The organism is Pantoea sp. AG1095, assembly GCF_003208415.1.
Taxonomy (GTDB): Bacteria; Pseudomonadota; Gammaproteobacteria; order Enterobacterales; family Enterobacteriaceae; genus Pantoea; species Pantoea leporis.
In genome coordinates, this window is the sequence record NZ_QKMJ01000003.1 from 328,204 (window position 1) to 351,487 (window position 23,284).

Below are 23,284 nucleotides of genomic sequence, written 5' to 3' on the forward strand. Positions count from 1 at the left end.
CAAATTTGCCGGTTTATCATCATGAACCAGCACACTTCTTAAGGTTAAATTAAGGTTTTGACCCTATACTAAGCCAGGATATGTCTTATAACGTCTGGAGGATAATGCGATGAGTACGGCTACTGACAGACTTTCTCAGGCAGCGCTGCGCCGCCACCATATTGGGGTGAAAACCAAAGGATTGCGCTATCGCGGCGATCTATATGTGTTCCGCTATAACGCCGGCCACTACGATGTTTTCCTTAATAACGACCGCGTAATGTCATTGAATACCAGCAATGTGCAGGAAGCGATTCAGCTGTTCAAGCAGCAAGCTTAATCTTCTCCTCTCCATTTCTGGAGCCCGCTCTGCAATCCCGATGTATGCCGCTGTAACGCCATTTTACCTCTCGCACCTATCCTCGCTTCGGCGTAAAGTCCTGGCAACGACAAGCCTGGATGGCGCGAGGTATGAGTAATGGAATACGTATATGGCTTAATTAGTGGCCTATTAGGATTGGCCGTAGGCAGCTTTCTTAACGTGGTGATCTCGCGGTTGCCATTGCAAATAGTGCACCCGAACACTCCGCTAAATGTGTGTTGTCCGCCCTCTCACTGTCACCAATGCACCACCGCGCTGCGCTGGCGCGACAACATTCCGCTCATAAGTTGGTTACTGTTACGCGGTAAATGCCGTTATTGCCATTGTAAAATCAGCGGGCGTTATCCACAGGTGGAGATAATTACCGCGCTTCTGACGCTGCTGCTTATCTGGCTGATGCCAGTCAATATGCAATTGCTGGGCGCGCTCATATTGTTCTGGGCGTTAACGGTATTAGCCTTTATTGACCTCGAACATCTGCTTTTACCGGATGTGATTACGCTGCCCTTGCTGTGGATTGCGCTGCTGTTTAAAGCGATGGGATGGCTACCCGGCTCATTACAAGAAGCGGTATGGGGATCCATAGCGGGATATTGCTTGTTGTGGGCGCTATCAATTTTATATCAATGGATTAGAGGGATTGAGGGATTAGGGATGGGCGATGCAAAACTGCTGGCGGCAATCGGCGCCTGGTTGGGCTGGTCGCTTTTACCCTGGGTGCTTTTATTGGCTTCGGGCGGCGCTATTTTATGTGTTTTGATTTCCAGAGTTAGCGGGCAGCGCGAGCTCAATCACGTCATCGCCTTTGGTCCGTGGATCGCCTTAGCGGCTATAAGTCTCTTTATTCATTCGATTATTTTTTAACCACCCCAACCGCGGTGCGAAATTAAGTGGCCAATTTCTGGCCAACGCCCTGATTCATATATGGAAAGAGTAAACAAATCTAAACAAAATTAATCATTGTGATGTAGGTCAAAAGGCTCTATATTGGCCGCGTTTTTTCACAGCTGTTACTTTTTTGTTCAATTAGTCAATTGGCGAGCCTTACGTGCCCCGGTTGAAGGAGAGATATGATGACGGATAAAGTCCGTATTGATAGTTTTGGTGCCAATGCATTCAACGGAAATAACGACGCATTCTTAGCCCGTCAGGCTGAGTTTGAATCTAACGTCAGGAGTTACCCGCGCAAACTGCCTTTAGCTATCGCTAAAGCCCATGGCGTGTGGATCACAGATGTTGAGAATAAACAATATCTTGACTGTCTGGCTGGCGCAGGGACGCTGGCACTGGGTCACAACCATCCTGATGTTCTCCAGAGCATTCAAAATGTCATTACCAGCGGCTTGCCGTTACATACTCTTGATCTGACTACTCCACTGAAAGATCAGTTCTCTGAGTCTCTGCTCTCGCTGCTGCCAGGCCAGGGTAAAGATTATTGCCTGCAGTTCACCGGCCCTTCTGGTGCCGATGCGGTTGAAGCCGCGCTGAAACTGGCGAAGAAAGCCACTGGCCGTAGCGGCGTGATCAGCTTCTCTGGCGGTTATCACGGTATGACGCACGGCGCGCTGTCCGTCACCGGTAACCTTGCACCGAAAGAAGCGGTTGATGGCATGATGCCAGAAGTGCAGTTCATGCCTTATCCGCATCAGTATCGTTGCCCGCTGGGTATCGGTGGTGAAGCTGGTGTAAAAGCGCTGACCTATTACTTCGACAACCTGATCAACGACGTGGAAAGCGGCGTGCGTAAGCCTGCTGCGGTAATCCTCGAAGCCGTTCAGGGCGAAGGCGGCGTGAACCCAGCACCCGCTGAGTGGCTGCAGCGCATCCGTAAAGTGACGCAGGAACACGGCATTCTGTTGATCCTCGACGAAGTTCAGGCTGGCTTTGCCCGTACAGGCAAATTCTTCGCCTTCGAACACGCCGGCATCGAGCCAGACATTATCGTGATGTCTAAAGCTGTGGGCGGTGGTCTGCCACTGGCTGTGCTGGGCATCAAAAAGCAGTTCGACGTTTGGTCACCTGGTCATCACACCGGCACCTTCCGTGGCAACCAGCTGGCGATGGCTACCGGCCTGACCACGCTGAAAATCCTCAAAGAGCAGGATATTGCAGGCAAAGTGGCCGCGCAGGGTGAATGGCTGAAACAGCAGCTGGCCGCAATGCAGAAACGCTTCCCGGTAATTGGTCACGTTCGTGGTCTCGGCATGATGATCGGCATTGAGATCGTTAAACCGAACGAAGCGGCCGATCACATGGGCAGCTTCCCGGCTGACGGCGAGCTCTCTGCGCTGCTGCAGAAGAAGTGCTTCGAAGCAGGTCTGATTCTGGAGCGCGGTGGCCGTCATGGCGCAGTTCTGCGTCTGCTGCCTTCACTGCTGATCACCAACGATGAGCTGGCGATTTTCCTGGATAAATTTGAGCAGGCGCTGATTGGCGCTGGCGTCAAACCTGTTTGATTGGAAGAGTAAATGTCTGAAGTAAACCCGATTCTGGCCGCCTCTGCACAGAGCATTGAGGCGTACCAGCAGGCGATTGCCCAGAGCAGCGCCGCGGTTGTGCAGTGGCTGCAACAGCCTGAGATGTATCAAGGCAAAAGCGTTGCCGAACTGCGCGAGCGTATCACGCTCGACTTCAATCCAAACGGCCTGGGTAACCAGGCCGCGATTGAACGCGCGATTGAATATTTTCTGAAAGACAGTCTTTCAGTGCATCACCCGCAATGTGTAGCGCATCTGCACTGCCCGAGTCTGGTGGTAAGTCAGGCGGCAGAAGTCCTGATCAACGCCACCAATCAGAGTATGGATTCGTGGGATCAGAGCCCTTCTGCCACCATCATTGAGATCAAACTGATCGAATGGCTGCGTGCGCAAGTGGGTTACCCGGCTGGCGACGCCGGTGTGTTCACCAGCGGCGGCACCCAGAGCAACCTGATGGGTCTGATGCTGGCACGCGACGCCTTCTATCAGCGTCAGGGTCACTCGGTGCAGCAGCACGGGATCACTGGTGATCTGCGTAAGATCAAAGTGCTGTGTTCTGAAAACGCGCACTTCTCCGTACAGAAGAACATGGCGCTGCTTGGCCATGGCTACCAATCTGTGGTGCAGGTGAAGTCTGATGAGTTCGCCCGTATGGATGTGTCAGACCTGAAAGCCAAACTGGCGCAGGCCGACGCTAACGGCGAACAGATCCTGGCGATCGTGGCGACCGCCGGTACCACCGATGCCGGTGCGATCGATCCGCTGCGTGAAATTGCCGGCATTGCTGCCGAGCGCAACATTTGGGTACACGTTGATGCAGCATGGGGCGGCGCGCTGCTGCTGTCCGAGAAGTATCGCGACTACCTCGATGGCCTGGAGCGGGTGGATTCCGTCACTTTGGACTTCCATAAACAGTATTTCCAGACCATCAGCTGCGGTGCGTTCCTGCTGAAAGATGAGCGTCATTACGAGCTGATGCGTTATCAGGCGGCTTACCTGAACTCTGAGTTTGACGAAGAGGCCGGCGTACCGAATCTGGTATCCAAATCACTGCAGACCACGCGTCGTTTCGATGCGCTGAAACTGTGGATGGGCCTGGAAGCGCTGGGTCAGAAACAGTATGCGGCGATCATCGATCACGGTGTGACGCTGGCGCAGGAAGTGGCGAAATTTGTTACCTCTGAACCACGCCTCGAGCTGGTAATGCAGCCTCAGCTGGCGAGCGTACTGTTCCGCTATCGTCCAGAGCAACTGACCGATACTGCTCAGATTGCGCTGTTCAACCAGCGTATTGGCGATGCGCTGCTGGATTCAGGCCGCGCCAACGTAGGTGTGACCGAGAATCAGGGCGTAACCTGCCTGAAGCTGACCTTGCTGAACCCAACCGTGACGCTGGAAGATGTTAAACTCCTGCTGGCGCTGGTTGAGAAAACCGCGAATCAGCTGCTAAACGCATAATTACCTGTGATGCGAATAAGCCGATAACTGGCAACTGTTATCGGCTTTTTTTCGCTTCTGCACCTGAATTCAGTTCGCGCACATAATCCAGAAACGCCTGTAGCGGCGCCGGAATCAACCGGCGATCGTTGTAATAGAGCCAAAGGCCAGAGAAGCTTTGCCACCAATCCGGCAGAATCGGCTGCAGGCTGCCATCACTCAGCGCCGGTCTAATCCAATCCTCAAATAAGTAGACCACGCCGCAGCCAGCGATTGCCGCTTCTACCGTCAAGTCCATCGCCGCGCCGATACTGCAAATCAGCGGACCTTTCGGCTGCAAGCGCACGGTTTCCTCGCCGCAGGTAAATTCCCATTCGGCAATCACGCCAGTCGCATAGCGTCCGTGTAAACAGCGATGCTGCACTAAGTCGCGCGGATGCTGTGGTTTAGCGAATTGAGCCAGATACGCGGGAGATGCCGCCAGGGCAAAGCGCTGGGTGCGCGGACCGATTGGCAGTGCCACCATGTCTTGCTCCAGATGATCGTCGTAACGAATGCCGGCATCACAACTATCGCGGAACACATCCTGCACATTACTTTCCGCCACCACTTCCAGCTGGATATCGGGATAGCGCTTCAAAAATCCCGGCACAATCGACGGTAACACAATGCGCGCGGCGCTCACCGGCACGTTTAAGCGCAAGGTGCCGCCCGGCGTATCGCGGAACGTGTTCAACGCATCCAGCGCCGCATCCACTTCGTTCATTGCCGGAAGCAGGCGCGACATCAGCGCCCTGCCGGCTTCTGTTAACGCCACGGTGCGCGTGGTGCGATTAAACAACCGCACGCCAAGTTGCTCTTCGGCACGCCGCACCGCATCGCTCAAGCGCGACGGATTACTGCCGGTTATGCGCGCCGCCTCACGAAACCCGCCCGCTTTGGCCACCGCCGCCACCGCGTGCAGCAAGGCGATATCCAATGCCATTGTTCGCTACCTCGTACACTGTGTCCTGATTTGTACGGATAGTTGCACAGCGTTTTGGCGATTACAATCTAACCACACACTGACGAAGGAGCTTTCCATGTCTCATCCAGCATTGACTTACACCCTTGGCGACCGCCAGGTTGCACGACTCGGTTACGGTGCCATGCAGTTAGCCGGTCCCGGCGTGTTTGGTCCGCCGAAAGATGAAGCGCGTGCTTTACAGGTGCTGCGCGATGCGGTCGCAGCAGGCGTGAATCACATTGATACCAGCGACTTCTACGGTCCGCACATTACCAATCAGCTGATCAAAAAAGCGTTACATCCTTACGCCGACGATCTGGTGATCGTCACCAAAGTGGGCGCGCGCCGCAACGATAAAGGCGGCTGGTTACCGGCATTCACGCCAGACGCGCTAACGCAAGCGGTGGAAGATAACCTGCGCAATCTTGGGCTTGATGTGATGGAAGTGGTCAATCTGCGTTCGATGCTGGACGTGCACGGACCGAAAGAGGGTTCGCTGGAGCCGCAGGTTGAAGCGATGATCAAGCTAAAAGAGCGCGGGCTGGTTCGACACATTGGTCTGAGCAATGTGACGGCTAAACAGGTGGCCGATGCCCAGGCGATGACGCCGATCGCCTGCGTGCAAAATCTCTATAATCTGGCCAATCGTCAGGATGAGGCGCTGCTCGACCAGCTGGCAGCGCAAGGCATTCCTTATGTGCCATTTTTCCCCCTCGGCGGATTTTCACCGCTGCAGTCGGATCAGCTGAGCGAGGTAGCGATTGAGCTCAATGCTACGCCGCTGCAGGTGGCGCTGGCGTGGCTGCTGCAGCGTTCGCCTAATATTCTGCTGATTCCGGGAACGTCATCGCCGGAGCACCTGAAGCAGAACCTGGCGAGTAGTGAAGTGAAACTTACGCCAGAAATTGTGCAGCGGCTAAACACCATCGGCCAGCGATAGAGCACCCTTCGTAGCGGCGCCATTTATTGCGCGTGTTTTGCCATATACATTGCGCAACAAATTGCGCCGCTACGGATTATTCACTGTTTAAATGATTTTTGCCTCGACCAGACAACCTTTGAGAATACCAAACGCATCCTGACACTGCCGCTCATCGACGCAGGCAAAACCCAACAGCAGGCCGCGCCGCTCCTGCGGATGCATATAATATTGCGACAACGGCCGCACCTTAACGCCGCGCCTTAGCGCCAGCGCGGCGACCGCCACATCGTCGCAGCCGGTTGGCAGATTCATTACCAGGTGCAATCCCGCCTCATGATTCACTACCGGCAGAAAATCGGCGCCCAAATAACGCTCAATCAGGCTCACCATAAAGCGCCGCCGCTGGCTGTAAAGTTTACGCATGCGGCGAATGTGCGACATGTAATGCCCTTTTTGGATGAACTCTGCCAGCGCGCGCTGCACCAGCAAATGCCCGCCGCGATAGAGTTCCGCCGCCGCCACACGCAGCGGCTGCGCCAGCGCTTTTGGCACCACCAGATAACCGAGGCGCAGCGCCGGATAGAGTGTCTTGCTGAAAGTGCCCATATAAATCACCGGCGCATCCGGCTCAAAGCCCTGCAACGACGGGAATGGCTGGCCGGAGAAGCGAAACTCGCTGTCGTAATCATCTTCCACCAGCCAGGTTTTGTGTTTGCGCGCCAGATCGAGCAACTGCTTGCGCCGCTCCAGGCTGAGATGCACGCCCAGCGGATATTGATGTGACGGTGTCACGAAAATCATCTTCGGTGCACGACTGCGCGGTGGCAAATCGGGGATCAATCCCTGCTCATCCACTGCAATGGCGTTGATTTTCAGTCCGTTAATGCGCAGCAGATTGCGCGTCCCCCAATAACCAGGCTCTTCGATCCACACCTGATCGCCGGGATCGCATAACACGCGCGAAACCAAATCCACCGCCTGATGAATCCCTTCAGTGATGATGATTTGGTCGGCATCGGCGCGTACCGAACGCGCCACGCTCAGGTACTCCGCCAGCGCAGCACGCAGCTGTGCACAGCCGCCGTTGCTGCTGTAGATCAGCCGTTCGATATCCGGTTCACGGTTCAGACGCGCCTGAATCTGGCTGAAGAGTTTATGCGGGAACTGCGTGACATCCGGCGCGCCAGGCACAAAAGCGCCCCACTGATATGGCGAGGCATTGGCATGGCCGAGCAGCGAAGCGCCGCGTTTGGAAATCGCCGCCGGTTTCGCGCTTAACGTTTTGATCGGCGCCACGTTGCGCGGCGTGTTCAGCGATCCCTCCGGCAAATTTTCTGCAATCCATGTTCCGCTGCCGGTACGCGCCGTGACGTAGCCTTGTGCCATCAAATTCTCATACACGTTCAACACCGTGTTGCGCGACACCGACAGCTCGCGCGCCAAATCGCGCGTGGCGGGCAGGCGCGTGGCGCGCGGAAAAATGCCTTCTGCAATAGCGGCTTGCATACAGCTCAGCAAACGCTGCTGCAACGTCCCTTCCGGCATAAACTGCATGCGCTCTAATACATGATCGGCGTACAAACTTCGCAATTGGCTCCCCTCTTTTCACTGAAAGTGGCTCTGGCAAGATAACTCAGCGCAGGCATAAATAAGCGTGTTTGTCGTGATTTGTAAAGACGCTTATCGCTAAGGAAAGGTTATGGAAGGTAAAAACAGCCAGTTGCAGCAACGTAAAGATGATGCCCTGCCACGCGGCACAGGTAATCTTTGTCAGTGGTATATAGAGCACGCGGAGAACGCCACGCTGCGCGATGGTGAAGGCAACAGCTGGATCGATTTCGCTGGCGGCATCGCGGTGCTGAACACCGGGCATCGCCATCCGCGCATCGTGCAGGCGATTGCCGATCAGTTAGAGAAATTTACCCATACCGCATTCCAGGTGACGCCGTATGAGAGCTATGTGGCGCTGGCGGAACGCCTCAATCGCGTGGTGCCGATTGCCGGTAAAGCCAAAACCGCGTTCTTCTCCACCGGCGCTGAAGCGGTAGAAAACGCGGTAAAAGTGGCGCGTGCGGCGACGCGTCGTCACGGCATCATCACCTTCGGCAACGCCTTCCACGGTCGTACTTTCATGACAATGGCAATGACTGGCAAAGTGGCCCCTTACAAACGCGACTTCGGTCCGATGCCCGCGTCGGTGTGGCACGCGCGCTATCCCAACGGCGTCACAGGTATCAGCGTTGATGATGCGCTGGCCAGCTTGCAGGATATTTTCACGCAGGACATCGCGCCACAGGATGTTGCGGCTATCGTGCTGGAGCCAATTCAGGGCGAAGGCGGCTTCCACGTCGCGCCGCCTGAATTCTTCAACCGCCTGCGGTCGCTGGCCGATGAGCACGGCATTCTGCTGATTGCCGATGAAGTACAAACCGGCTTTGCCCGCACCGGCAAATTGTTCGCGATGGATCACTATACGGTGAAACCGGATCTCATCACCATGGCGAAAAGCCTCGCGGGTGGCATGCCGTTATCGGCGGTCAGCGGCCGGGCCGAGATTATGGATGCGCCGGGTCCAGGCGGCCTGGGTGGCACCTACGCTGGCAATCCGCTGGCGATTGCCGCGGCGCATGCGGTGCTGGACGTGATCGCCGACGAGAAGCTGTGCCAACGTGCTCAACAACTCGGTGCGCAGTTAACCGACTTCCTGCACAGCGCACGCAGCCAGTGTTCCTCCATCACCGACATTCGCGGCCTTGGCTCGATGATTGCGGTGGAGTTCGCCAGCGCGCAAACCGCGCAAACCATCCAGCAACACGCGATGGCGCGCGGGCTGCTGCTGCTCACCTGCGGCCCGCAGGGCAATGTCATCCGCTTCCTCTATCCGCTCACCATTCCTGATGCGCAGTTCCGCCAGGCGCTGGAGATCCTCAGCAGCGTGCTGAGTCAACACGCCGATTCGTAACAATCTACCCAGCTCGCGCGGCGGGCTGGGCTTCTCACCTGTTGTAACCCGGCTGCGCGTCGCGCGGCCTGAGAGACGCTTTGGAGAAACATTGATGAGTTCACAGAATGCCGATGTACTGGCGCAAGGCCTGAAGCCGCGCCATGTACGGATGTTATCGATTGGCGGCGTAATTGGTGCCGGATTGTTTGTTGGCTCTGGCCATGCGATCGCCGAAGCCGGTCCGGCGGTACTGCTGGCCTACATCGCCGCGGGCGCGTTGGTGGTGCTGATTATGCGCATGCTGGCAGAAATGGCGGTGGCGTCACCGGATTCCGGCTCTTTCTCCACTTACGCCGACAAATCGCTGGGCCGCTGGGCCGGTTTCACCATCGGTTGGCTGTACTGGTGGTTCTGGGTGTTAGTGATCCCGCTGGAAGCCAACGCCGCTGGCACCATCCTGCATTCGTGGTTTCCGCAGGTTCCGGTATGGGAATACACGCTGGCGATCACCACGTTCCTGACCATCAGCAACCTATTCAGCGTCAAAAACTATGGCGAGTTTGAATTCTGGTTCGCCCTGCTGAAAGTGGTGGCGATTGTGGCATTTCTCTGCGCGGGTAGCTTAGCGGTGTTTGGTTTGATGCCGGGCAGCAGCACGCGGGGGATCTCACATCTGTATGACACGCAAGGCTTTATGCCTAACGGCATCGGCGCGGTGCTGGCGGCGATCCTCACGACCATGTTCTCTTTTATGGGCACCGAGATTGTCACCATTGCCGCCGCCGAATCGCGCGAGCCGAAGAAACAAATCACCCAGGCCACCAACTCGGTGATCTGGCGCATCGCGCTGTTCTATCTGCTGTCGATCTTCATCGTGGTAGCGCTGGTGCCGTGGAATACGCCGTCGCTGATGAAAGCCGGTTCTTATCAGACAGCGATGCAGATGATGAACGTGCCTTATGCTAAGCAGATCGTTGATGTGGTGGTGTTGATTGCGGTGTGTAGCTGTCTCAACTCTGCGCTGTATACCGCATCGCGCATGATCTATTCGCTTTCACGTCGTGAAGATGCGCCTGCCGTCGCGTCGCGCACTACACGCAGCGGCACGCCGTGGGTAGCGGTGTTGCTCTCCACGGCGGCGGCCTTCCTCGCGGTGATCGCTAACTATCTGGCGCCGAGCGCAGTATTTGAGTTCCTGCTCGCCAGTTCCGGCGCCATCGCGTTGCTGGTGTATCTGGTGATCGCCGCGTCTCATCTGGTGCTGCGTAAAAAGCGCGAAGCGCGCGGTGAAATCCTCAGCTATCGCATGTGGCTGTTCCCTGGCCTGACGTGGGCGACGATGGTGTTCATCGTTGGCGTATTGGTTGCCATGCTTTTCAACCAACAACACCGTCCAGAGATTATCGCCACCGGCCTGTTGACGCTGGGTGTCGTCGCCGCCAGCCGTATTGTGCATCGCAAACGCGTGGCGCGGAAAAACGAGGAGATGGTGGCGTTACGTTCGTAACGCATGACTTCCAGGCAAGGATGCCGCGGAACTTAGTCGTACTGCACGTCGATGCTGATGGCTTCTTCCTGCACGTTGAGGTTTATCGCGCATTTACGCCACACCGGCAGACCGTTGGTCATATTGTTATCCACGAAGTACTGCTGAAAATCTTTCAGCGCCTCCGAGAGATCGCCTATCGCGCGCGCATCGGGTTCAAACCAATCCGGTTCACCGTTTTCATCGATGTAATCGAACTGAAACTGCCCGCCATCATCGTCCGCAAACAGTTCAGCCTGAACGATCAATTCCCGCGCACCTTGCGGGCCACAGCTAAAGATGATCTGGCCGATACGGCGATAAAGGTCTTCGTATTGCATAGGTTTTGGGTTCCTCAAATAAATTTACTGCGTGCAACTCATTGCGACGCTACAAAATCCCGTACTTATCCGTAGCGGCGCGATTCATCGTGCAAACCATGACACCATTATTGACTTTAGTTCGCATGATAAGAGAATGAGGCTCTTCGAACAGAAAGTTGCAAAAAAGGGAGTTTATCATAGCCTGTTCACATCGTTTTCCCTGGGTTAACACCTATAAAAAATCCGCTGCGCTGGTCGCCATTGCTGTCGCCCTCTCACTGGCCAGTTGCTCCTCGCCACCACCGAAATCACTGGTCACGCCGTTGCCGACGGTCACCAAACCGCCAATGCCCACTAAACCAGCACTGAGCAAAGAACCGGTACGCGGCGTGTGGCTCACCACCGTTTCACGCCTCGACTGGCCGCCAATCAATTCCGTGAATGCCAGCCCGGCCAACCGCATCCACCAGCAGCAACAGGCGTTGACCGATAAGCTAGATAAACTGAAAAGCCTCGGCATCAATACGGTATTTTTCCAGGTAAAGCCGGATGGCACCGCGCTGTGGCGCTCCAGCATCTTGCCGTGGTCAGATATGCTCACCGGCAGGATTGGTGAAGATCCCGGCTACGATCCGCTGAAATTTATGCTGGATGAGGCGCACAAACGCGGCATGGAGGTGCACGCGTGGTTCAACCCATATCGCGTCTCGACCAACGTCAAACCTTCCACGGTTAACGCGCTGAATAATACGCTTGCGCTGCAACCGGCCAGCGTATTTGTGCTGCATCGCGACTGGATCCGCACCGCCAGCGACCGCTTCGTGCTCGATCCCGGCATCCCCGCCGCGCGCGACTGGATCACCAGCATCGTTGCGGAAGTGGTGTCGCACTATCCGATCGACGGCGTGCAGTTCGATGACTATTTCTATACTGAAACGCCCGGTTCAACCCTCAACGACAGCGCCACGTTCCGCCAGTATGGTCAGGGTTTTGCATCGAAAGCTGACTGGCGGCGCAACAACACGCTGCTATTAATTGAGCAGGTGTCGCGCACCATCAAGCAACTGAACCCGAACGTAGAATTTGGCGTCAGCCCGGCAGGCGTGTGGCGCAATCTGTCGCATGATGCGGCGGGCTCCGACACACGCGGCGCGGCCGCCTACGACGAAGCCTACGCCGATACGCGTCGCTGGGTGCAAATGGGACTGCTGGATTACATCGCGCCGCAGCTTTACTGGCCGTTTGCGCGCCAGGCCGCCCGTTACGACGTGTTAGCCCACTGGTGGGCGGACGTGGTGAAGCCAACGCATACGCGACTCTATATCGGTGTAGCGCTGTACAAAATCGGCGAAGCGTCGAAAAGCGAACCTGACTGGACGGTGAATGGCGGCGTGCCGGAGTTGAAAAAGCAACTCGATCTCAACGAGTCGCTACCGCAAATTAACGGCACGATTTTGTTCCGCGAAAATTACCTTAATCAGCCACAAACCCAGGATGCGGTGAATTATTTGCGCAGCCGTTGGGCCGATTAACATTATCCTAAGGTCGCCATTCATGGCGTAATGCCGATCAGTTAAGCGCCGTATCATATAACCGCACCTTCTGTAGCGGCGCGATTTATCGCGCAATGAATTGCGCCGCTACAATGTGTGCATTCGATAATGAGGGGTTTTCATGCCTTAACTAACGAGCATTACGCCAGCAACTCCTCACTCTGCATCAGTGCAAAAAACGACTCCAGCTCGCGCAGCATCATCGAAGCGGCAATCGAAAGCTGGCGCTGCGGTGCAACACACAGCGACAAGGTAAATGGCTTCAGCACCGTATCGATCAACGGGATAAACTTCAGTTCACCGCGCCGATACTCATCAACGATATCCAGCCAGCACATTAGGCTTATCCCCACATCATCACGCACCAGTGAACGCAGCATATGAATGTTATTGGTGCGCGCCACTTCGTTGATCTTAATGCCCGAACTGTTGATCAGCGCCTCCAGCGGATCGGCCAGCATCAGTGGCGCGGCGGGCACGATAAATGGCCAGGATTCGCAGTGGCTGAAACGGATCGACTCCAGATTGGCCAGCGGATGTTGACTGCTCACCACAATACCCAGACGTAAATCGGCAAACGACTTCACCAGCAACTCGCGCGAACTTTGCGGATTAAGCAGGATGCCGAAATCCGCATCGCCCGAGGTCAGCGCATTGGCGATGTGGATATTGCTCATGGTGGTCAGCGTGAAGGAGATGCCGGGATAGTCGCTGCGAATGCGCTGCAAAATCGATGAAAAAAAGCCGCGATTAATCGCATCAATGGTGGCGATATGCACATGGCCGTGACGTAATCCGCGCAAATCATCCAGCTGCGTGCAGACGCGACCAAAATCCCGCTGCCAGTTTTTCGCCGCATTCAGCAGGATCTCACCCGCTGCGGTCATACGTAATCCTGATGGATGACGCTCAAATAGCGGCATATCCAGCTGTTCCTCCACGCGCAGGATCTGCCGATCAATTGAGGATGCCGAGACGTGCAGCACCTCAGAAGCCTTGCGCAGCGAACCCTGGCGGGCCACCTCAGTGAAATAGAGCAGAAATCGGGAGAAGGCGAACATAAGGGGTGCTCTCTTTTTTGCAACGTATCATGCGAATTAAACAGATGGACGCTTACACATGGGCAAAATAATAATCGCTGCCATGATTAAAACAAGGGTTTGCGCGGCCTCCCAACCGACGACATCCCTGCTCAGGCAGATAGATGATGAAATCCAATCCTCTCGCCGTCACCGTCATCGCAAAGCAGTTCAACGGTGCAGGCAATGTGTTACTGACGCTGGCGAATCGCAGCGGGCAGCCGCTGCCTGCTTTCACGCCCGGCGCGCACATCGATGTCATTATTCCTGACGGCGGTAAACGCCAGTATTCACTCTGCTCTGCGCCAGCCGAGTATTATGAAATCTGCGTACGTCTGGATGAGTGTTCAACCGGCGGATCGCGCTGGCTGCATCAGCAATTAACCACCGGCGATAAGCTAGAGATATCCGCGCCACGTAACCACTTTCCGCTGCCGCACGCGCCGCGCACGCTACTGTTTGCCGCCGGCATCGGCCTGACGCCGCTGTTGGTGATGGCCGAAGCACTGGCGGCGCGTCAGGCGAATTTCACCCTGCACCTTTACCTGAAACACGCCGACCAACTGGCTTTCAGCCAACGTCTGCGCAATCTCGGCGCGTGCGTGGTCATCCACTACAGCAGCGAAGGCGACAGCCTGCGCCAGCGCGTTCCCGAAGATCTCACCCAGCCAGACAACGCTGCGCTGGTGTTCTGCGGCCCGGCGGGTTTTATGCATCATCTGCAGCAGCTGGCGTTGCAACATGGCTGGGACGAAGCACAGCTGCACAGCGAGCGCTTCCAATCCACATCTTCGCTGATGGCTGGCGCTGCCTTCGAAGTGCAGCTCGCCTCCTCCGGCGCACGCTTTGCCGTGGGCGAGCAACAAACCATCGCTGAAGTACTTGAAGAAGCAGGGATTGAGATTGAACTCTCCTGCGAACAAGGCATGTGCGGCGCCTGCATCACCGGCGTGTTGGCGGGCGAGCCGGATCACCGTGATGATGTGCTGAGCCAGCAAGAGCGTGCGGCCAACGATTGCATCGTGCTGTGCTGTTCACGTGCGCGTTCACCTTTATTGGTACTGGATCTATGAGCGGCTATCCGGGTGCGACCGGCGCACGTTTACCCCGCTGGCTGCTGCCAGAAAACTGGCCTGAAGCCAACAATCAACCGCAGCTGGCGACCTTACATTTCCACGCCGCGGGCCTGCAATTCGAACCCGACCATGCAGCAGCACCCGCTGATTATCTGCCGCTTCACGGCGCGCTGGTGCTGCCCGCGTTTATCGAACCGCACGCGCATCTGGATAAAACCTTCACTATTCAACGCAGCCCGGCGCAACAGCCCGGTTTGCTGGCCGCGATTGCTGCCATGCATCAGGACCGCGCGCACTGGAACACAGCAGATCTGCAGCAGCGCGCTACGCAGGCGCTGCGCTGGGCGGTAGAAGCTGGCGTCGGTTTGCTGCGCACCCACATCGACTGGTTCTCCGTTGATGCACCATTAGCGTGGCAAGTGATTGGCGATCTGCACCATCCCCTGTGCAGCATTGAGCGCGTGGCCCTCGCGCCACTCACCTTCTTTGCCGACGCCAGCGATGCGCAGCATATTGCCGCGCAGGTCGCGACCAGCGGTCCCGGCGCGCTGTTGGGCGGCTTTATTCACAGCAGCAACTGGGATGCGCAGGCGTTTCAGCATCTGATGGAAGCCGCCGAATTGTGGCAGCTGGATATTGATCTGCATATTGATGAAGAACTTAACGTCGAGGCGCAGGGATTGCGCTGGCTGGCGCACTATTTGCAGCAGCATCCATTTAGCGGCGCTATCACCTGCAGCCACAGCTGCGCGCTGGCGCAGCAGGACGATGCGCAACAGATTCTTGCCTTACTGGCGCAACACAATGTGACGTTGATTGCGCTGCCGCTCACCAACCTGCTGTTACAGGACGCGGTGCCCGGCCGCACGCCGCGTCTGCGCGGTTTAACGCTGGTAAAAGAGGCGCAGGCGCTGGGCATTCCGCTGCTGCTAGGCGCGGACAACGTGCAGGACGCGTTCTGTCCGTTTGGCAGTTACGACCCGCTCGATACGCTGTTTAGCGGTTTGCTGAGCCTGCAACTGGGCGCGGCGTTTGATCAGGCTTCCGCGCTGATCTGCCAACGCCGCGCGCTGCTGGCCAATGATTTGGTGATTTTTCCGCATGCCGATGTGGCGAGCTGGCCGTTGCGTCAACGTCAGCGCTATCGGCTGAAAAGGGGTGTGCGTTATGGAGAAACAACAGATGGCGCTTGATGCAGGAGCGGGAAAACCGCTGGCGAAATATGCCGCGTGGCGACGCGCGGGTGACTTCATTTTCCTCTCCGGCATTATTCCGGTGAACCCACAAACCGCCACCATTGTGCGCGGCTACGACGACATTCCCGCAGCGGCGCAACAGCTGCTTGGCCGCACCGGCGAGTTCTCCACCGACATTAAAGAGGGGCCGATTCTGGCGCAGAGCTGGTACGTGCTGGAGAGCATCCGCACCACCATCGAAAGCGCCGGCGGACAGATGAGCGATGTCTTCAAACTGGTGCAGTACTTCCGCAATCTCGACCATTTTCCCCACTACAGCCGGGTGCGTAAGCAATTTTTCCCGGATGCACCGCCGGTTTCTACTGTGGTGCAGGTGAGCGAAATGCTGCCGAGTCCGGACGTCTTAATTGAAGTTGAAGCCACGGCGTGGTTGCCGCAATAACACGAGGAGTTGAAATGTTGCATGGTTATATTCCGGCAAACCGCTTTTTGCCGTACCTGAGCTGGACCGACATCGCCACGCTGGAAAATAAAGCCAACACCGTGATCGTGTTGCCGACCGGCGCGATTGAGCAGCACGGCCCGCACTTGCCGTGTGCGGTGGATAGCGTGATCGCCTCCGGCGTGGTCGGCTATGCGCTGGCGCGCTTACCGGCGGAAATCCCGGCTTACGCCATTCCGCCGATCACATATGGCAAATCGGATGAGCATCTGCATTTTCCCGGCACACTAACGCTGACCGGCGAAACCCTGCTGCACACTATTCTGGAGATTGGCGAATCACTCTATCGCGCCGGTTTCCGCAAGTTCCTGATGGTTAACGGTCACGGCGGCCAGCCGCAGCCGTTGCAGATGGCGGCGCGCGAGCTGCGTCTGCGCCACGGCGACATGATCATCATCATGCAAGACACCTTTAAAGTGCCGAACTGCGCGGAAAGCTTTATGGACGACAAAGAGCGGCAGATGGCGATGCACGCGGGACATGCCGAAACCGCGCTGATGCTGGCGCTGGCGCCCGATACCGTGCAGATGGATAAAGCGGTGGCTAATTATCCGCCGGCATTCCCCTGCCCGACGCTTTCGACCAACAAACCGATGGCGGCGTGGGCCTCCTACGATTTCGGCCCGAGCGGCGTGATTGGCGATCCTTTGCCCTCCACGCCCGAGCAAGGTGCAGCCATTCTCGATTCACTGGCAGAAAGCTGGGCGCAGGTGATTACCGAAGTGCACCAGATGACATGGGTAACCCGCGCCGAACCGGCGTGGGGCACCGGCCATTGGCAAGGCAAAGTATTAGATCACCACGACGCAGCCGCCTTTTTACCACCTCGCTAGGGAATAATGATGAAAAAGACATTGAGCACTGTTGCCGCGCTTGCGCTGGCACTCTCGGCCCCGAGCATGGCGGCGGAGAAATTCACCTTTATGACCAACTGGTATGCGCAGGCCGAACACGGCGGCTTCTATCAGGCGCTGGCGCAGAATCTGTATCGCGATGCCGGCCTTGATGTCACCATCAAGATGGGCGGTCCGCAGGTGCATACCATGCAGCTGATGGCGGCCGGTCAGGCCGACTGCATCATCAGCGATAACATGCAGGCGCTGGAAATCTGGCAGCAAGGCGTGCAGGCGATGCCGGTTGCCACCACCTTCCAGCACTCGGCAATTGCCTTTCTCACCCATCCGGATGTGAAAAACCAGGCCGATTTGCAGGGCAAAACCTTCCTGCTGGCGGCGGAAGCCTACACCTCATATTGGCCGTGGGCGCAGAGCGCGCTGAAGCTGAAAAATGCCCGCGTGCGTCCTTACACCTTCAGCATTCAGCCGTTCCTTGCCGATAAAAATCTGGTGCAGCAAGGCTATATCACCTCCGAACCGTTTGCAGTGCAAAAAGCCAATGCGCAGGCCAATGTTTACCCGATCAGCGATTGGGGTTATCCGCCGTACGGCAACAGCATCGTGTGCATGAAATCGACCATCGAGAAACGGCCGGCTGCAGTGGCGGCGTTTGTGAAGGCGTCGATGCAGGGCTGGAAAAACTATCTGCAGGATCCTGCCGCTGGCAACGTGCTGATCAAGAAAGAGAACCCGCAGATGAGCGATGAACAGATCGCTTTCGGCATTGCGCAGATGAAGAAATACCAGATGCTGACCGGCGGCGATGCGCAAACCGGCGGCATCGGCATCATGACCGAAGCGCGCCTCAAGCAAACCTGGCAGCTGCTGGTCGATACCAAGCTGATCGATGCTGCCAAAGTACCGTTTGACGGCAGCTACACGCTGAAATTCATCCAAGACGTCAAGGTTCTGCCATGAATAGCGCCAGCCATTTGACGCTGCTGCATCCCGATGCGCAAGCGGTGCCGCGTTCTACGGCGCCACCGGCTATTGAGGTGCTGTCAGCGGAGAAAATTTATCCCAACGGTACGCGCGCACTGCTGCCGGTCGATCTCACTATTCGTCAGGGCGAATTTGTCTCGCTGCTCGGCCCGTCCGGCTGCGGCAAAAGTACCTTGCTAAAGATGATCGCCGGGCTGATTGAACCCACCGATGGCAAGTTAATGCTGTTTCGCCGCGATCGGCGGGAAAATCAGCGCGATCTGCCGCTGTCGTTTGTGTTTCAGGAAGCGACGCTGATGCCGTGGAGCAACGTGCACAAAAACGTGCGTCTGCCGCTCGATTTGGCAGGCGTGCCGCGTGCCGAAGCGGACACCCGCGTGCGCGAAATCCTCGAGCTGGTCGGTCTCGGCCAGTTTGGTCACGTATTGCCGCGCGAGCTTTCCGGCGGCATGCAGATGCGCGTGTCGATAGCGCGCGGTCTGGTCACGCGCCCGAAAGTGCTGCTGATGGATGAGCCGTTTGGCGCGCTGGACGAGATCACCCGCAACAAGCTGGACAGCGATCTGCTGGATTTGTGGCAGGAGCAGAAGCTAACGGTGGTGTTTGTCACTCACTCGATTCAGGAAGCGGTATTTCTGTCGCAGCGGGTGATTATGATGGCGGCGCGCCCCGGGCGCGTGGTAGATGACATCCGCATTGAAACCACGTTGCCGCGCGACGATGAGTTCCGCGTCAGTCAGGATTTCACGCATTATGCGCAACAGCTGCAACGCGGCCTGCTGGCGGCGAGCAAGGAGAGTCAATGATGAAACCGTTAGCAAGCCATCGGCAATTTCAGCAGTGGCTGTTCCCCGCCATCGTCGCGGTCGCCATGCTGCTGTTGTGGCAGTTTCTGGTCACCACCTTCAAAGTGCCGGTGTTTCTGGTGCCGTCGCCGCTAGTGGTGGCGCAAAGTCTGGTGCAGAACTTCCCGACGCTGTTTATGTCATTGCTCTACACCCTGAAAATCACCGTGATTTCCTTTGCGGTGGCGATTGTGATTGGTTCGATTGTGGCGTTTCTGCTGGTGCAAAATCGTTTTATTGAGACCGCCCTTTTTCCCTATATCGTGTTCTTGCAGGTGACGCCGATTGTCGCTATCGCGCCGCTGATCATCATCTGGGTGAAAGACACCATGCTATCGCTGGTGGTGTGCGCCACCTTAATGGCGGTGTTTCCAATAATTTCCAATACCACGCAAGGTCTGCGTAGCGTGTCGCCAGGATTGCTGAGCTATTTCCGCCTTAATCATGCGTCACGCATGCAGATTCTGCTGCGCCTGCGTATTCCTTCGGCGCTGCCGTACTTCTTCGGCGCGCTGCGCATCTCCAGCGGCTTGTCGCTGATTGGCGCGGTGGTGGCAGAGTTTGTCGCTGGCACCGGCGGCACCGATACCGGGCTGGCGTACCAGATTTTGCAGGCCGGTTATCAGCTCAATATCCCGCTGATGTTTGCCGCGCTGCTGCTGATTTCACTGGCAGGCTTCCTGCTTTTCGCGCTGATGTCGTGGCTAACGCGCCGCGTGCTGGCAGCATGGCATGAGAGTGAATTGAGCCCCAGTTAAGAAACACGCATGCGCCGTAGCGGCGCAATAACCCTTTTCACACAGGAAATAAACATGTCTGATTCCGATCGCCAGTCTGCACTGGCGGCGCTGGTCGCGGCGTTGCCTGAACTCGACTGGATCAAAGAAGCGCCGAAGGTCAAACGTCTGTCGCGCGATTTCCACTGGTTCAGCCCGGTCTTGAAACCGCAGCTGGAAGCGAAGTTTGCCGAATTGGCGGTGCGTCCGCGTGATGAGCAGGAGCTGGCCCTGATCGTGGCAGCCTGCGCCAAACAGCGCGTGCCACTCAATTTGCGCGGCGGCGGCACCGGCAATTACGGTCAGCTGATTCCGCTGCATGGCGGCTTGATGGTTGATATGACGCGCCTCAACGCCGTCACGGCTGTCGGCAACGGCACGGTGCGTGCGCAGGCGGGCATTCGCCTTGGCGATCTCGAAGCGCATACCCGCCCACTCGGCTGGGAGCTGCGCTGCATGCCCTCCACCTGGAAACTGGCGACGCTCGGCGGCCTGTTTGGCGGCGGATTTGGCGGCGTAGGTTCGATTAATTACGGTCCGCTGGCCGCGCCAGGCAATGTGTTGTCGGTGCGCCTGATGACCATGGAAGAGACGCCGCGCATTATCACCCTGCAAGCGCCGGATGCGCTGCTGCTGCATCACGCGTACGGCAGCAATGGCATCGTGCTGGAGATTGAACTGGCGCTGGCACCGCGCCACGACTGGATCGAACGTCTCGACACTTTCAACGACTTCCCTACGGCGATGGCCTTTGCTGATGCGCTGGCCCGTTCGCCAGGCATGGTGAAGCGCCAAATCGCCGTGTTCGCCGCGCCGGTGCTTGATTACTTCAGCGATCTGGCCGATGCCGATGTGGCGGGCAAACATGGGGTGATTTCCGTGGTGGGCAGCGAAAGCGACGGGCTGTTACCTGCGCTGCTGAGCCAGCATGCGGGCCGCAATGCGCTGCATTTTGCCGCAGGAGAAAATAGCGGGCATTCGCTGATTGAATATTGCTGGAATCACACCACGCTGCAGGCGCTGAAAATCAATAAGACGCTAACTTACCTGCAAACTGCTTACGCGACGGATAACTATTTGCAGCAGGCGCTAACGCTGGAAGCGCAATTATCCGATGAGGTGATGTCGCACATTGAATTCTTACGCGATATGAACGGCAGCATTACCTGTAGCGGTTTACCGTTGGTGCGTTATCAGGACGAAGATCGCCTCAACGCGATTATGGCTATTTACCGCACGAATGGCGTGAAAATTAATAATCCACATGTAATTCATATTGAAGATGGCAAACAGGGCATGGTGCGTGCTGATGTGGTGGCGATGAAACGCGCCTGTGATCCCCATAATTTATTAAATCCCGGCAAATTGCGCGGCTGGGAAGTACGCGATACGTTACCGGATGTGCATATCCCTGGCGTCAATTAACCACGTAGATTTTATTATTGTCGAGCCAGCAACCTCGATTGCTGGCCCGATAAAATTAATAGGGATCGGTAGCACTGTGCAATTCAATACTGCGCTCCGTTCCATTGACTCGAACTTTTAAGAAACGACGCGTTCTCCATGATCCATCGGGATTTTGCACGCTCTTTTCGAACACCGGACCATGCAATAACAACTCTTTATTGTCGTTGTACCCAAAGCCAACTTGTTTATTTCCAATCCAGTGCTGTTCAAAGGCAACAACTTTCTCCGCATTCAGTCTGGTGCTCTCTTCGGCGCTACAGGCCGTGAAGCTTTTACGGAAAATAAAGCAATTTCCAGCCTGGTATCGGTCTTTGCCATTGGTATCGACTAGCGCAATGGAATAGGCGGTAAAGCCCGCAATTTTCACATAGAGTTTGGTTCGGGCACCATTACCCGAAATATGCACTTTGGTCACCGGACTGGAACCCTCGCCGTACCAGCTGCCAATAGAATCTGCACCATTTCTTGCCTGCAGATAGATATTTGCCACGCCTTCCGGCGTACGGCTACTAAAGTCAGTTTGGGTTTCACTTTGTGAGAGGAATTGTGCGGTGCCAATAATTCGCACATGTATTTGCGAGTTGGCATTAGAGAAGGCGAATTCCCCGACATAAAACCACTGTTCAGCCTCCTTCCCCTGATTATCCATGTGATACTGCGAGGAGATATAGTCATAGCTCAATGAACCTTGCGCAACGATTCCCCAATCCGACATCTCCAGTACGCCACGATCGCCTTCACCGATAAGCGTCCACGGCTCAATACCTTCGGTACTGTAATCGAATCCGGCACTTTGGTTATGAATACTTTTTTGAATAATAGTGGCGCGGCAATAACCCAGTTTTAATGGGTTATCGGTGGATTCAATGGCTAATCCCTCAATCACCCACTGGCCATTGGAGAGATCACCGGCGAATTCGGAGTGTTCAATCCAGCCGTTGCGAATAAAGGATTGCGTACAGCGCGGAAGATCCAATACTGGCTTCTTCGTGCTGCCTTGTAAGTTAAAATTCGACAGCTCAATTGCCGTAGAGTGATCCCACGCGCCTTGTTGGCGATCGGACCAACGAGCATAAACAATGCTGTCCTGACAACCACGGGAATAGAACTGGTCGATTTTACAATCCAGCGTATCGATAAGATCAAGCGCACGTCCGCCCAAATAGCGGAATTCCATACTGCTGACGCGCAAGAACTGGCCGCCGATAATGGTGTTGGCATAGAAACCGACATTATTGAACGCCGTGCCGCCATCACCACCGCTGTCCGAACTCTTGCCTTTCACAACCAGCCCAGAAATTTCGGCATAGCGTGCCTGCACTTTAAAGAAATGTTGACCACGAGGTTTGGTATCCCAGTCGAAAAACAACGTCGTTGTTGGAAAATAACCGAAATTGACCGCCGCACCGGTCACCTTAAAACGGTTAATTTCTTTATCTGAGATATCAAACGTCGACATACTAAATTCGCCCGCAGTAAAACGTATCCCTGCTGATGGCAGCACGCGCTGCGACCAGTTAAACATACGTTTTACCGCCTCGATGCAGTCGGTTTTCCCGTCAGGCACCGCGCCAAAATCCAGCACGGTGACCGAGTTATAATCCAGTATCACCCTTTTCCAGCGTTTCTTTCCCGCTGTCACAATCACCAACCCACCATCGTCTGGCGATGTGGTATCTGTTGCGTCATAAACAAATACGCCGCCGCCAGCTTTAGTTCCGCGCTTATATTCCAGCACCGTAGCGAGTTCACCGCCGGTGGTAGGTTCGGTGGCTTTGAGCTGTTCGATATCTATGACCTGAATAACCGGTGCCGCCGCCGTGACAGTATTTTGTGGTGTGGTATTCGTATTGCTGGACGCATTCGCCATGGTGTACCCCTTAACTATTAAGAGAAAGTAACTGCACCATCGAGTATAAGTAACTGAAAATTAATGTGTTGATGCGTACCACGCTAA

The 23,284-nt window shown here is 56.1% G+C and carries 21 protein-coding genes; 16 read left to right on the top strand and 5 right to left on the bottom strand.

Annotated elements, in window-relative coordinates:
• The first annotated feature begins 109 nt into the window (after window positions 1–109).
• The 4 genes from DEU53_RS10160 (at window position 110) to DEU53_RS10175 (ending at window position 4,296) form a co-directional block, all read left to right on the top strand.
• Window positions 110–319, top strand: coding sequence for a hypothetical protein (locus DEU53_RS10160; RefSeq protein WP_101761453.1), 210 nt, complete (start codon window positions 110–112; stop codon window positions 317–319).
• Window positions 320–457: 138 nt separating this feature from the next.
• Complete coding sequence (locus tag DEU53_RS10165; RefSeq protein WP_101761452.1) at window positions 458–1,225, top strand: A24 family peptidase; 768 nt, start codon at window positions 458–460, stop codon at window positions 1,223–1,225.
• A 206-nt stretch (window positions 1,226–1,431) separates the two neighbouring features.
• Entirely contained in the window at window positions 1,432–2,817 is a 1,386-nt protein-coding gene (locus DEU53_RS10170; protein WP_110866938.1) for a diaminobutyrate--2-oxoglutarate transaminase, read from the top strand.
• A gap of 12 nt (window positions 2,818–2,829) precedes the next feature.
• Window positions 2,830–4,296 carry an aspartate aminotransferase family protein gene (locus DEU53_RS10175; protein ID WP_110866939.1) on the top strand — a complete coding sequence of 489 codons (1,467 nt, stop codon included), beginning with the start codon at window positions 2,830–2,832 and terminating at the stop codon, window positions 4,294–4,296.
• 37 nt (window positions 4,297–4,333) lie between these two features.
• Here the strand turns inward: DEU53_RS10175 and DEU53_RS10180 are convergent, their stop codons facing one another.
• A complete protein-coding gene (locus DEU53_RS10180; RefSeq protein ID WP_110866940.1) occupies window positions 4,334–5,260 on the bottom strand; it encodes a LysR substrate-binding domain-containing protein in 927 nt (308 codons plus the stop codon).
• Between the two features lie 97 nt (window positions 5,261–5,357).
• On the opposite strand from DEU53_RS10180, the gene DEU53_RS10185 reads away from it, so the two are divergent.
• Entirely contained in the window at window positions 5,358–6,221 is an 864-nt protein-coding gene (locus tag DEU53_RS10185; RefSeq protein ID WP_110866941.1) for an aldo/keto reductase family oxidoreductase, read from the top strand.
• An 87-nt stretch (window positions 6,222–6,308) separates the two neighbouring features.
• Here DEU53_RS10185 and DEU53_RS10190 read toward each other — a convergent pair whose 3' ends face one another.
• Window positions 6,309–7,793 carry a PLP-dependent aminotransferase family protein gene (locus tag DEU53_RS10190; RefSeq protein WP_199559696.1) on the bottom strand — a complete coding sequence of 495 codons (1,485 nt, stop codon included), beginning with the start codon at window positions 7,791–7,793 and terminating at the stop codon, window positions 6,309–6,311.
• Window positions 7,794–7,902: 109 nt separating this feature from the next.
• Between DEU53_RS10190 and gabT the strand changes: the two genes are divergently transcribed.
• Complete coding sequence (gabT, locus tag DEU53_RS10195) at window positions 7,903–9,165, top strand: 4-aminobutyrate--2-oxoglutarate transaminase (RefSeq protein ID WP_110866942.1); 1,263 nt, start codon at window positions 7,903–7,905, stop codon at window positions 9,163–9,165.
• Between the two features lie 94 nt (window positions 9,166–9,259).
• Window positions 9,260–10,654: a GABA permease gene (gene gabP, locus DEU53_RS10200; protein WP_110866943.1), complete on the top strand. Its 1,395-nt coding sequence runs from the start codon at window positions 9,260–9,262 to the stop codon at window positions 10,652–10,654.
• A gap of 32 nt (window positions 10,655–10,686) precedes the next feature.
• Here gabP and DEU53_RS10205 read toward each other — a convergent pair whose 3' ends face one another.
• Window positions 10,687–11,013 (bottom strand): hypothetical protein, encoded by a 327-nt coding sequence (locus DEU53_RS10205; RefSeq protein ID WP_101761446.1) that lies wholly within the window; start codon window positions 11,011–11,013, stop codon window positions 10,687–10,689.
• Window positions 11,014–11,189: 176 nt separating this feature from the next.
• Between DEU53_RS10205 and DEU53_RS10210 the strand changes: the two genes are divergently transcribed.
• Complete coding sequence (locus DEU53_RS10210) at window positions 11,190–12,527, top strand: glycoside hydrolase family 10 protein (protein ID WP_370445560.1); 1,338 nt, start codon at window positions 11,190–11,192, stop codon at window positions 12,525–12,527.
• A gap of 161 nt (window positions 12,528–12,688) precedes the next feature.
• Here DEU53_RS10210 and DEU53_RS10215 read toward each other — a convergent pair whose 3' ends face one another.
• Entirely contained in the window at window positions 12,689–13,609 is a 921-nt protein-coding gene (locus DEU53_RS10215) for a LysR family transcriptional regulator (protein ID WP_110866944.1), read from the bottom strand.
• A gap of 143 nt (window positions 13,610–13,752) precedes the next feature.
• On the opposite strand from DEU53_RS10215, the gene DEU53_RS10220 reads away from it, so the two are divergent.
• Genes DEU53_RS10220 through DEU53_RS10255 form a run of 8 tightly spaced genes read left to right on the top strand, consistent with a single transcriptional unit; the run spans window position 13,753 to window position 21,285 of the window.
• Window positions 13,753–14,700, top strand: coding sequence for a PDR/VanB family oxidoreductase (locus DEU53_RS10220; RefSeq protein WP_110866945.1), 948 nt, complete (start codon window positions 13,753–13,755; stop codon window positions 14,698–14,700).
• Window positions 14,697–15,896 (top strand): amidohydrolase family protein, encoded by a 1,200-nt coding sequence (locus DEU53_RS10225; protein ID WP_110866946.1) that lies wholly within the window; start codon window positions 14,697–14,699, stop codon window positions 15,894–15,896. The genes DEU53_RS10220 and DEU53_RS10225 overlap by 4 nt, the downstream gene beginning before the upstream one ends.
• The gene (locus tag DEU53_RS10230) at window positions 15,886–16,341 is read left to right on the top strand and encodes a RidA family protein (RefSeq protein WP_101761775.1); all 456 of its coding nucleotides are present in this window, start codon (window positions 15,886–15,888) and stop codon (window positions 16,339–16,341) included. Before DEU53_RS10225 ends, DEU53_RS10230 begins: the two co-directional genes overlap by 11 nt.
• A gap of 14 nt (window positions 16,342–16,355) precedes the next feature.
• Entirely contained in the window at window positions 16,356–17,234 is an 879-nt protein-coding gene (locus DEU53_RS10235; RefSeq protein ID WP_110866947.1) for a creatininase family protein, read from the top strand.
• A gap of 9 nt (window positions 17,235–17,243) precedes the next feature.
• The gene (locus DEU53_RS10240; protein WP_110866948.1) at window positions 17,244–18,215 is read left to right on the top strand and encodes an ABC transporter substrate-binding protein; all 972 of its coding nucleotides are present in this window, start codon (window positions 17,244–17,246) and stop codon (window positions 18,213–18,215) included.
• Window positions 18,212–19,045 (top strand): ABC transporter ATP-binding protein, encoded by an 834-nt coding sequence (locus DEU53_RS10245; protein ID WP_110866949.1) that lies wholly within the window; start codon window positions 18,212–18,214, stop codon window positions 19,043–19,045. Before DEU53_RS10240 ends, DEU53_RS10245 begins: the two co-directional genes overlap by 4 nt.
• Window positions 19,042–19,842: an ABC transporter permease gene (locus tag DEU53_RS10250; protein ID WP_110866950.1), complete on the top strand. Its 801-nt coding sequence runs from the start codon at window positions 19,042–19,044 to the stop codon at window positions 19,840–19,842. The genes DEU53_RS10245 and DEU53_RS10250 overlap by 4 nt, the downstream gene beginning before the upstream one ends.
• A 54-nt stretch (window positions 19,843–19,896) precedes the next feature.
• Window positions 19,897–21,285 (top strand): FAD-binding oxidoreductase, encoded by a 1,389-nt coding sequence (locus tag DEU53_RS10255; RefSeq protein ID WP_110866951.1) that lies wholly within the window; start codon window positions 19,897–19,899, stop codon window positions 21,283–21,285.
• A gap of 55 nt (window positions 21,286–21,340) precedes the next feature.
• Here DEU53_RS10255 and DEU53_RS10260 read toward each other — a convergent pair whose 3' ends face one another.
• Window positions 21,341–23,197, bottom strand: coding sequence for a hypothetical protein (locus DEU53_RS10260; RefSeq protein WP_110866952.1), 1,857 nt, complete (start codon window positions 23,195–23,197; stop codon window positions 21,341–21,343).
• Window positions 23,198–23,284 lie beyond the last annotated feature (87 nt).